This window comes from uncultured Draconibacterium sp. (assembly GCF_913063105.1).
In the GTDB taxonomy this organism is placed as follows: Bacteria; Bacteroidota; Bacteroidia; order Bacteroidales; family Prolixibacteraceae; genus Draconibacterium.
Genome location: NZ_CAJXYQ010000007.1, coordinates 101,651 through 113,124 on the forward strand (window position 1 = coordinate 101,651; position 11,474 = coordinate 113,124).

Annotated in this window: 9 protein-coding genes; 4 read left to right on the forward strand and 5 right to left on the reverse strand. The window is 40.8% G+C overall.

The window, feature by feature from the left end; all coding sequences use genetic code 11:
- Positions 1 to 12: 12 nt before the first annotated feature.
- Together QZ574_RS09000 and QZ574_RS09005 are read right to left on the reverse strand one after the other, a co-directional pair.
- Entirely contained in the window at positions 13 to 2,382 is a 2,370-nt protein-coding gene (locus QZ574_RS09000; RefSeq protein ID WP_297088999.1) for a TonB-dependent receptor, read from the reverse strand.
- Between the two features lie 160 nt (positions 2,383 to 2,542).
- On the reverse strand, positions 2,543 to 2,896 hold the full coding sequence (locus QZ574_RS09005) for a hypothetical protein (RefSeq protein WP_297089001.1): 354 nt from the start codon (positions 2,894 to 2,896) through the stop codon (positions 2,543 to 2,545).
- Positions 2,897 to 2,976: 80 nt separating this feature from the next.
- On the opposite strand from QZ574_RS09005, the gene QZ574_RS09010 reads away from it, so the two are divergent.
- The gene (locus tag QZ574_RS09010) at positions 2,977 to 3,360 is read left to right on the forward strand and encodes a DUF3859 domain-containing protein (protein ID WP_297089003.1); all 384 of its coding nucleotides are present in this window, start codon (positions 2,977 to 2,979) and stop codon (positions 3,358 to 3,360) included.
- 19 nt (positions 3,361 to 3,379) lie between these two features.
- On the opposite strand, the gene QZ574_RS09015 is transcribed toward QZ574_RS09010, so the two are convergent.
- A complete protein-coding gene (locus QZ574_RS09015; protein ID WP_297089005.1) occupies positions 3,380 to 3,676 on the reverse strand; it encodes a hypothetical protein in 297 nt (98 codons plus the stop codon).
- A gap of 60 nt (positions 3,677 to 3,736) precedes the next feature.
- Positions 3,737 to 5,683, reverse strand: a complete 1,947-nt coding sequence (locus tag QZ574_RS09020) for an Ig-like domain-containing domain (RefSeq protein WP_297089007.1) — start codon at positions 5,681 to 5,683, stop codon at positions 3,737 to 3,739.
- A gap of 175 nt (positions 5,684 to 5,858) precedes the next feature.
- On the opposite strand from QZ574_RS09020, the gene rnr reads away from it, so the two are divergent.
- The 3 genes from rnr (at position 5,859) to QZ574_RS09035 (ending at position 10,638) form a co-directional block, all read left to right on the forward strand.
- The gene (gene rnr / locus QZ574_RS09025; protein ID WP_297089009.1) at positions 5,859 to 8,018 is read left to right on the forward strand and encodes a ribonuclease R; all 2,160 of its coding nucleotides are present in this window, start codon (positions 5,859 to 5,861) and stop codon (positions 8,016 to 8,018) included.
- A 163-nt stretch (positions 8,019 to 8,181) separates the two neighbouring features.
- Positions 8,182 to 8,784 carry a TetR/AcrR family transcriptional regulator gene (locus tag QZ574_RS09030; RefSeq protein ID WP_297089011.1) on the forward strand — a complete coding sequence of 201 codons (603 nt, stop codon included), beginning with the start codon at positions 8,182 to 8,184 and terminating at the stop codon, positions 8,782 to 8,784.
- A 351-nt stretch (positions 8,785 to 9,135) separates the two neighbouring features.
- A complete protein-coding gene (locus QZ574_RS09035) occupies positions 9,136 to 10,638 on the forward strand; it encodes a family 10 glycosylhydrolase (RefSeq protein ID WP_297089013.1) in 1,503 nt (500 codons plus the stop codon).
- On the opposite strand, the gene QZ574_RS09040 is transcribed toward QZ574_RS09035, so the two are convergent.
- The gene (locus QZ574_RS09040; protein ID WP_297089014.1) at positions 10,628 to 11,383 is read right to left on the reverse strand and encodes an SOS response-associated peptidase; all 756 of its coding nucleotides are present in this window, start codon (positions 11,381 to 11,383) and stop codon (positions 10,628 to 10,630) included. The genes QZ574_RS09035 and QZ574_RS09040 overlap by 11 nt on opposite strands.
- Between the last annotated feature and the right edge of the window lie 91 nt (positions 11,384 to 11,474).

Consider the following 11,474-nt stretch of genomic DNA (forward strand, 5'->3'; position numbering starts at 1 on the left):
TATCGTTAAAAATCAATACAAGGTTCCAATGCTAATCCCTACATAAATGGTTCGCGGAGTTAACGGCCCATAAACGTAGGCAGGATCGCGGTCGATACCTGCATCAAAATCGTTTTGATAGCTATTAAAAATGTTCTTCATACCTCCATTTAAAGCCAGCTTTATATGATCAGTAAGCCTGAAATCATAACTGAGCTTTATGCCTGCATCAAAAAATGGGTCGCTTTTTCGTAATTCGCCAGCCTCCGGGTTGTCCAGCCCCGGCCCAAAATAAGGAATCAGCATTTTGCCGGTGTAGTTTCCGGTAAAGGCAATTTTGAACAAGGGTGTTGGCGAAAAACCGGCACTTAGATAACCATAAGAATCAGGGGTCCGAAAGAATCGCTTTTCGCCAAATTCCTGCGGGACTTCAAACTCGCTTTTCTGAAAGGTAAACCCCGATTGCAACTGCAATTTACTCGACGGCGAAGCATTAAACTCCATATTTATCCCCTTTACGCGTGCACCATCTTCAGCATTAACACGGGTGTAAATAACGGTACCTTCCTCATCGGGGATACCATATTCGTTGGCAAAAGGGTCGATTAGTGCCGTGTAAAAACCTTCAACCAGTAACTGAAATTGCCATTCGCCCCAATGGTTTGAATAATCAACTGATGCAGTAAAACTGTTGGACGACTCTTGCTTTAAATCCGGGTTATTTTTATGAATAACCTTTCGCGAGCCCGAAGTTTCGATGTGTAAATCTTCATCAAAAATCTGAGGAGCCCTAAATCCTCGGCCATAACTACCCCGGAATTGAAGGTGATCTGCAAGGTTGTACATCACGCTAATTCGCGGACTCAGAACATTTCCAGATACATTTTCCTCTTGTCCTGTTTTTTCGTCAATAGTATACCTGTCGAAACGTAGGCCTGCGCTAACAACCAGGTTATCTGTTTTCCACTCCGACTGCAAAAAGCCGGCATTGGTTGTCATTTTCTGGTCGGCAACAAGGGTATTTCCAAAATGTTCGTCTTCTGCGGCATCGTAGTAGCCCAGTTTTTCGTCCTTCAGCGAACTGCCGTTTGTTTCAATTCCGGAAGTTAATGTTGCCGGGGCAACCAATAAATAATCAATTTTACGAATGTATTGCAGGCCGGCTGCATACGAAAAATCCTCGGTAGCTCCGTATGCCGACAAATCTTGCTCCGCTCCGTAATACGAGCCGCGATCTACCCCCTGCATGGAAAGATAAGCTGAAAATTTATCGCTCTCGCGCAAAAGCAAATCAAAGTTTATGGCTCCGGAATTAATCTGATGTTTTACACTTTCGGCAATATCAGCCTCGTGCAGTGGCACATCAAATTTGTTGCCTCCCCGGCGGTCTTCGTTAATGTTAAAATAGTCGAAGGTAAGTTTCCCACGGCTGGCTACACGTTGAAAAAGTCGGGCACCAATGGTCGTATTGTTTATAAGTGCCAGCTCCGAGAATCCATCGCCATTGGCATCAAAGGGGTCGCGTTTACGGTGAAAACCAAAAATGCTCATCCCCGTTCTGTAATCATCGGTAACAAAAGAACCGTTTAAGTTGAGTCCATAGTCGTTTGCAGCTTCGTAATCGTTGCCCGTGCCAATAACACTGTTGGTGATTTCGGCTTTAAAACTATTCGAAATCGGGTCTTTGGTAATCAGGTTAATGGTTCCGGCAATGGCATTGCTGCCATACATTGATGAGCCTCCGCCACGAATAACTTCCACGCGTTCAATCATGTTGGCAGGTATTAGCTCGAGGCCATAAACACCGGCCAGACCACTAAAAACCGGGCGCGAATTAATCAGGATTTGCGAATAAGGTCCTTCCAGTCCATTCATCCGCACCTGCGAAAAACCACAGTTCTGACAGTTGTTTTCCATGCGCAACCCAGGCGAAAAATTAAGTCCTTCGCTTAATGTTAAACTTTGTACACGCTCAAAAAGTTTCGGATTTATGCTGTTTACAATTGTTGGGGTTTCTTTTCGGCTTTTGGCATTTCTATCGGCCGAAACCACTACCTGCTCAATGCCAATATTATCCGGTTCCAGTTCTGCCAAAATAGTAATACTTTCTTTGGCTTTCAGCTCTACCTGTTTTTCAAGCGTTTTATAACCTATTGCCGAAATAACAAGCACTCGTTTACCAAGGGGTAAGTGAGTCATTTTAAAGTGCCCGGTGGCATCGGCTGCAGTGCCAATTGTTGTTCCTTTTATTGTTATTGTGGCAAACGGAATATGTTCGCCATCTGACTTTACATCGCCAAATAACATGGCATCGGTTTTTGGCTTTTTATCATCGTCGGGGCCAGCTGCCCAAACACTATTGTAAGCGATAATATGCAATAAAATTGCAGCTATCAATTTCATAATTTCTGTGTAATTTGTTTTCAAACTGTTTTTAAAATTTTCAGATTGACAAAATCAATCCATCAGCTATACCTGTTGATTTACTGTGTTTCCATTTCATAAATCGAGCATAACTGCCTTTGTTGCACAAAACATGCAACCCAAAAAAATAAGCTGAAAACTATACGGGTGGGGCCCTGGGAATTAGATGTGGTACAAACTGTTTTTTAAGTTCCTGTTCATCAACAACAACATATTCGTTATGAATTTCAGGTACTTCAAAATTAAATTCGGTAAAAACAGGTGTTTCGTATAAATCGAAATGCAGTGAAGCAAACAAACAAATTTCTGATTGGGTGTGTTTGTGATCGTTTAAAGGACCATTGTTGTTAGTACCCGGATGCGAGTGAGTAACAATAATACCGTTGGCATAAACATGCGTATGTTTGTTTTGTATTGAATTTTGAACGATGTAGAAATACACCGGTAAAATAAATACAAACAGTAAATTTGTATGTTTTCTTATTAAATTCACTAAATCGGTTAGAGCGAACAAAATTAAGAAGCTTTCTAAATAATATTATAACATTTGTTACAATAATTGCATAATTAACAATGGCAAAACGCAGACCTACATTTAAGATATACAGTTACGGCGAATATGCAGAATGGGACAGGACGAGTAAGAATATCCCTAAAATACTGGAGTTTTCAACAGAAATAGATGCAAAAATAGGTACGGAGTTTGGTTATGTGCTGCACATAAAAAATGGAAAAGGAGAGAAGCTTGATTTTGAGATTGACCATCCGCCCTTTACCGACGAAGCGGGGAATATAAGGCCTCCGTTTACGGGCGAACAATATATTCGTACCAATGATTTTGAGTTTTACCTTGGCGATTGTATTTGGGAACCACTTGAAGACAAATTGGGAAAATGGGAGCTAACCACCTGGTACAAAGGACAGGTAGTTGCTCACAAAATTTTTAACTTAAAATAGCAACTTAGTGCCTACCCGTTTATTGAGCAACTTTTTTCACTTCTGCCGATAATTTTTCAAGGGCTGCATCGGCGGCAGTCAACATATCCTGTACCAACTTTTTATAATACTGTTTTACCAGTTTCGGATTGTCTTTTCCATCCGGATGTACTGCACGCAAGCGCAGCTCGCGGTGGGCTTTTACAATATCTCCGGCAATTTCATACACCGCTTTTTCATCTACATTGTTGTTGTATTCCATCACATAAAAACAATCGCTTAACGCCAACGACATTATCAGGTCAATGTCCTTCTTCAGGTCTCTTACACTTGCCATAATTCTTTTAATAAAGTTTATTAAAGTTAGAAAATTTATATGAAAGCAAAGGAAAATGTTTTACATGCGTTGAAAATTGCTTCCCGAAGTAGTATTCCCGGGTTTGAACATGCTGTTGTTGCGTTCCTGTTCTTCTTCTTTCTGGCGCTTTTCAAGAGCTTCTTTTCGTTTTCGCTCTTCTTCTTCCTTATCGCGAATATTTTTACTAAAAAGTGGGTCGAGTGTTAAATCCCAGCTATGACTTTCGCTCCAGTTCGAGCGCAGCTTAATTACCTCCTGAACGTATGCAACACGTTCGGGCTGTACCTTATCCTGAAAACTTCCACCATCCCATTTTCCATTTCCGTTGGCATCGTAAATCACTTTCACCTTATATTTTTCAGGAGGCAGGTACTCAAATAACACCGATCCGTCTTTACTTATCGTTTTTGCTCGCAACACTTCTTCGTCGTCGTTATTTTTCAGAATTTGCACAATCATTGGCATTGAAACACTGGTAAAAGAAAACTCCAGGCTACCATAATAATCTTCCTCGCGGGTGGTAAAACTTTTTGTTAATGCCTGGCTGGTAATCCCGAAAATATTGGTGCACGCAGCAGAATCAATTTCCAGGGTGTAATCTGTTTCTGATTCCCACTTGTAAGTAAAGGAATAGGTACGGTGTTTTACCGAATCTTTTTGCAAAGAAACTGGCAATGCCGTTTTTAAAGTATCTTCTGTTAAGTACAACCTTAACATCGAAAAATCAAACGAACGAACAGGCTCGGGTGTAACCAATTGAACCACCCCATTCAATTCCATGGTTGACGAGAGGTTATTTTGCCAATAGAACTGCGGAATAGGCTCGGGACCTTCTTCCTCTTGCTCATCATCTCTGCGTCGTTTTTTCTTTTTTTCTTCTTCTTTCTTATCGGCAAAATACATCAAAACAGTATCTTGGTGTACGTATGGTTCGCCCATCGAGTCGAGCTGATAATAAGCCAGCTCCATATTTAACGAATCGAAACGTGAGACCATCGTATCGGTAATCCACATTAAAACCGAATCTTTTTCTTTGTTGTATTCAAACAATTGCCAGTCCTGCGCTTCCAGGCCAATCAACTTCACCGTAAATGTATCAGCCACCGATTCATTAAACAAAAACAAACATTTATTTCTGCTTTCGCGCTCTGTTGATTCAATGTATTGTTCAAAAATATCTTCCATAAAAAAGCGCATGTAAAACGGCTCGGGCAAAAAATGGGTATGCCCCAAAACCAGCATCGAGTCTACTCCTGAAACCAGGGTGTCCAATTCTTCATGAAAGTGTGCCTCGGGTACTACCACCGTATCAAGAAAAGCGATTTCCTCAGCTCCTTCGTTATACAGCAGGTCATTATTCATATCATTAATGGCAAAAAGGTTATAGGTGCCTGGGGCAATATTATCGATCATAAATAATCCCTCGGCATCTGTTTTGGCAATATAATCCGGGCGAACCCTAAATACCGCCGAATCGTGCAGGTTCGAATGTAAAACCAGCAACGAAGGTTCTTCTGCGGGTTCCAGATTAAAACTGTTTATAACCCGCCCGGCCACTCGCAACGAATCGTACTCAGGCCCGGTACTAAACGAAAAACGCAGGTTTTCAATCGGGTTCTGTTCGTTGTTGTCAACTATTGCATTTTTAAAATCGAGCGAATAAGTTACGCTGTCTTTTAAATCCTCATTAAACTGAATAATAAGTGTTTTAGATTTGGTTTTTATCAGCGGTCGTTTCTCGAGCGGCGGCGAAATTACCAGTATTTCCGATATTTTATCGGTTTGCAGGTATTCATTAAATGTTAGCCGAATATTGTCTTTATTAAAGTTAAGTGCTTTATACTCGGGGTTGGTTTCAAGCAAAACAGGCGGAACGGTATCACGTGGTCCCCCCACTGGCTGTCCGATATTGGCACACGACGAAACAATTACAACCCATGCCAGGGCTGTAACAATCAGAAATGGTAATTTTCCCTTCAATTTCATTTGTAAAAAAATGGTCTACAAACATACAAATTCCCTTAAATATTGGAGGTATGGAGTTGTTAAATAATCCGAAATAAAAGTTTGTTGCCCTTGAGAATTTGTTGGCAACTTAACCTGATATTTTTAAAAGTTATTTTAGAATTATTTTAACTTGCTTGTGAAAAGAAAAGACAAAATGGCCAGAAAGAAAAAAAACAAACTGCGCAAAAAGAAACGCACCGGAACCTACAACAAGAAAAAACTTAAAAACGCCATATTATCCTCCTTATACGAGAATCCGGGAAAAACGGTAAACTATCGCCAGCTTTCGGGCTCGCTGGGAATTAAAGATCCTGAAACCCGCAAGCTAATTAATGTTGTTTTACAGGAACTGGCCGACGATGGCTACCTCGATCAGATTTCGAGAGGCAAATTTAAACTCAAAGCCCGAACCGGAAAAGTAACCGGTATTGTTGAAATGCAGCCCCAGGGTTTTGCGTATGTTATCAGCGACGAATTGGAGCATCCGGTTGTTATTTCGTCGCGCAACCTAAAACATGCCATGGAAGGCGATAAAGTTCGCATTCATGTTTATGCCCGACGCAAAAAACACGACCTTGAAGGCGAAGTGACAGAAATACTTGAACGGGCCAAATCGGTGTTTGTCGGAACCGTGCAAACCACTCGTAATTTTGCCTTTTTGGTGCCTGCCGGAAAAGTTGGTTTTGATATTTTTATTCCGAAAGAGAAATTAAATGGCGCCAAAGACGGGCAAAAAGCCATTGCAGAAATTAAAGACTGGCCACCCAACGCTCGCAGTCCCTTTGGCGAAATAACAGAGGTACTGGGCGATACCGGAGATAATGATGCTGAAATGCACGCCATACTTGCCGAGTTTGAACTGCCTCATAAATTCCCAAAGAACGTTGACAAGGCTGCCGAAAAAATTCCGCTCGAAATACCGGAAGAAGAAATAAAAAAACGCCGCGATATGCGTAAAACAACCACGTTTACCATCGATCCGGCTGATGCTAAAGATTTTGACGATGCCTTGTCGCTAAAAAAACTCAGTAACGGCAACTGGGAAGTGGGCGTACACATTGCCGATGTTACGCATTATGTCCGGCCAAATACCATTATTGAAAATGAAGCACAAGACCGGGCTACATCGGTTTACCTTGTTGACAGGGTTGTTCCAATGCTCCCTGAGCGACTATCGAATGGTGTTTGCTCGCTTCGGCCCAACGAAGACAAACTGTGTTTTTCGGCTATTTTTGAAATCACCCAGGATGCGATTGTAAAAAAACAGTGGTTTGGTAAAACAGCTATCCACTCCAACCGAAGGTTTACCTACGAAGAGGCACAGGAAATTATTGAAACCGGAAAAGGAGATTTCACCAACGAGGTGCTTACCCTTAATCAATTGGCTCTTCAGCTTCGCGAAAAACGTTTTGGAAACGGATCAATTGCTTTTGAACGCGTTGAAATGAAGTTTGATATTGACGAAAAAGGCAAACCTCTCTCCGTTTCGTTTAAAGAAGCCAAAGACTCCAATCATCTGATTGAAGAATTTATGTTATTGGCGAACAAAAAAGTGGCCGAATTTATTGGCAAGGTACCCGAAAAGAAAACTGCCAAAACTTTTGTTTACCGTATTCACGATAAACCTGATCCGGATAAACTGGTTTCATTCAACACCTTTATTCAGCGTTTTGGACACGGCATACAGCTCACTACACCCCGGGCAATTTCCACCTCGCTCAATAAATTATTAAACGAAGTAAAAGGAAAAAGCGAACAAAATGTGGTGGAAACACTGGCCATCCGCTCCATGGCCAAAGCAGAGTATTCAACACGAAACATTGGCCATTACGGTTTATCGTTCGACTATTACACACATTTCACCTCTCCTATTCGTCGTTACCCCGATATGATGGTGCATCGCTTATTGGAGAAATACTTAAACGGAGCGCGGTCGGTTAACGAGCAAAAATACGAAGGCTTGTGCAAACATTCATCCGATATGGAAGCCAAAGCTGCCAATGCCGAACGAGCTTCAATTAAATACAAACAAGTGGAATTTATGCAAGACCACATTGGCAAAAGCTACCCCGGAACCATCTCGGGAGTTACCGATTGGGGTATTTATGTTGAGCTGGAGAACAAAATTGAAGGCATGATACCCATTGCCCAAATGGACGATGACTTCTACATTTTTGATGAAAAAAATTATGCCCTCGTTGGACGTCACTCGCATAAAAGTTTTCAGCTGGGCGAAAAAATAAATGTACAGGTTTGGCGCACTAATCTCGAGCGAAAACAACTTGATTTCAGACTGGCCGAACAAACAGAATAAAAGAATTTCGAATAATTCACATATAGTTCTCAACCATTTATAAGGCCTTGATAAAGAATGAATCAGTATCGTCTGTTTAAGTAAAATGTTCTAAAAAAGGATAATGGCTCAAATAAATGGTTATATTTGGCCAAGTTTTTACCACAGAAAAATGTTTTAATTCATGCAAAATTCAGCGGAAACTGCGAATAAAAAGGATATGAACAGAGAAAATATCCTGAAGATTGCCCGTGATATTTTCAGCAAATACGGCTACAAAAAAACCACCCTCGATGATATTGCCAACGCCGTTAGAAAAGGAAAAAGCTCGCTTTATTATTATTTCAAAAGTAAAGAAGACCTTTTTCAGGCTGTAATAATGAAAGAGGTTGAAATTTTAGCTCACGAGCTGGAAATTGTGATCAACAGAAACACCGATCCGGTTGATAAACTGCGCGACTATATATTAACCAAAATGGCCACCTTCCGGAATCTGGCAAATTTTTACCATGCCATTGAAAACGATGTTACTGCCGTTGGTTTTATTGATGAGGTAAAACTAAAATACGAGCAGGACGAGATTCGTATGATTAAAAGAATTCTTATTGAAGGGGTTCGTAAAAATGAATTCGAAATTTATGATTTTAACCTGGCTGCAATTGGTATAACTACTGCCATAAAAGGTTTGGAAATGCCTCTGGCTGCAGGAAATTACAGCAACGTAAACCTGGAGCGAAGCGTAGATATTATTCTGAAAATTGTTTGTTACGGAATTATGAAAAGGTAGATCTCAATCAAAAAAAAAACAACTATATATGGGCTGTTGGAGTAATCTGGCAGCCTTTTTTTGTGCGTAAACGCCTTAGATAAGAACACAGGTGGTTTTAAAATTCAGAAAAAAGAAAAGGCTGCCCTTCTGACAGCCTTTTTAACCTAAACCAACTAAACCTAATAAACCACAAACTTGCCAGAACGACAAGCCTGGTGTTTTTCTTAAATATCGTATTCTTTTTTACTTCTTTATTTGCGACAAAGATATCAATTTTTTTTAGTTGAAAAACCCACTTGGCAATTTCGCGGAAAATCGTTTCCCGTAAATAACATTCTCTTATTTTTGTGTTTACAAATACCTGGCAAAATGAGAAAATTTCTATTCCTTTTTACATGCTGCTCAATTCTTTCAGTAATCCTATGTGCACAACCTAAATACGAGTTCAGAGCTGTTTGGGTTGCAACTGTGGTAAATATCGACTGGCCATCGAAACCAGGATTGAATACCGAAGCTCAAAAAAGAGAGATTACCGATATTTTAAATTTACATGAAAGTTTAGGCATGAATGCCATAATTCTACAAATTCGGCCGGCAGCCGATGCCTTTTACCATTCGGAATTGGAGCCTTGGTCGCGTTACCTTACCGGCACCCAGGGCCAGGCACCTCAACCTTATTACGATCCCTTAAGTTTTTGGATTAGCGAATGCCATAAACGCGGAATGGAACTACATGCCTGGCTAAATCCTTACCGGGTTGCTCAGAAATTTACTGACCCCCTCTCAACAACCCACATTGCTTTTAAGCACCCCGACTGGATTTTAAAGTACGGCGAACGTTTGTATTTCGATCCCGGATTACCGCAGGCCAGAGCTTTTGTTACCCGCGTGGTGCAGGATATTGTTAAGCGTTATGATGTAGATGCCATTCATTTTGATGATTATTTTTACCCTTATCCGTTAAAAGAAGAATTTCCCGACTCCACATCTTTTAAGCTGTATAACAGAGGATTTTCAGCAGAACAAAAAGCCGACTGGAGACGCGAAAATGTTGACATTACCATAAAAATGCTGAACGATTCGATTAAAGCAATTAAGCCCTGGGTGAAATTTGGAATCAGTCCTTTTGGTGTTTGGCGGAACAAATCAGACGATCCGCTGGGCTCCGACACCAAAGCCGGATCCACCAATTACGACCATTTATATGCCAACATTATTAAATGGCAAAAAGAAGGTTGGATTGATTATACGCTACCACAACTGTACTGGCATATTGGCCATCCGGCCGTAGATTTTAAACTACTTGCCAACTGGTGGAAAAACCATGCCTACGGTCGCGCAATGTATATCGGACAGGCACCATACAAAGTTAGCGCTAAATCAAGTACTCCCGAATGGACCGAAGCTGATCAACTGCCTAAACAAATTCAGATTTTAAGAGCGATTCCTGAAATTCAAGGCTCATCGTTTTACAGCAGCAAATGGTTTAAGGGCGATTTGCTTAATTTTCAAGACAGTTTACGATTGAACTATTATAAAAGCAAGGCACTTGTTCCGCCCATGCCCTGGATAGATAGTAAAGCTCCTGCACCACTGGTTCGGATAAAAAAATCGGGAAGAAAACTAAAATGGTCACCGGCTTGTACCGAAAACGAAATGGATAAAGCCTGGCAATACATTTTATACCTAACTGAAGCAGGAGAGGATTTTGATAAAAACAGTAGCGAAAATATTTATGAAATAACCAAAGAGCAAAGTATTAAGTTCGACAGGATTAACCGAAAAAAGAAAAAATACGAGCTTCGGATTTCTGTTCTCGATCGCTTAAATAATGAAAGTGCATTGTCGGCTCCAATCGAAATCAAGCGCTGAATTTAAGCTCCGGATAAATAAATTCCTCAACAGCTTCAGGTGAGTTGCCAACTGCATTTTTTCCCCTTAGCCGGCGCACGGTGTGGGCCTTTAGCAATCCTTCGGGGGCGGGTACAATTATTTTTTTAGCTACATCTGCTGATTCATTTAGCCAACGGTCAGCATCTTCTTCGGAAAGAATAAGTGGCATTCGTGCTTCTTTTAGTTTAGGATTATTATGGATTTTTTGCATTAAATTATTCGCTTTTGTTGTAACAATGGTAAACGAATTTACTACTTCACCGGTGTCCTTATTTGTCCACTCATCCCAAAGTCCACCTAACACAATGGGGTCTCCATCAACCCGCTGAATATAAAATGGATAGGTCTTTCCTGCAAAATGATGATGTTCGAAAAAACCATCGATATATACCAGGCAACGTTTTGATTTTGCCGAAGTGCGAAAGGAAGGTTTCTCAAAAATACTCTCACCCCGGGCATTAATTGTTTTGTTCCAGATATCAAGTTGCTGTTGCTCGTTTTTTACCCAGTACGGAATAAGCCCCCAACTGGCAACAACAGGTAGTTTATAATTCTCGCTGGTATATATCAGCAATTTCGGATGCTGAAATCCAGAGACGTGAAATAACTCTTCCTCCAGAAAAGGACGAAACTGCTCGATAAGCATTTGAACAGCCTCCTGGTTGCCATAATGACGGGCACGCTTAAGTGCTGCTTCAACTTTAGTTTTTATATCGTAGCACATAATCAAAAAACGAATATTGCCTGTAAATGTTCTGCGGCTTAACAAACTTAAGCAAAAAAGCCACGAAGACATTTATTTTAATGAGCGAAGT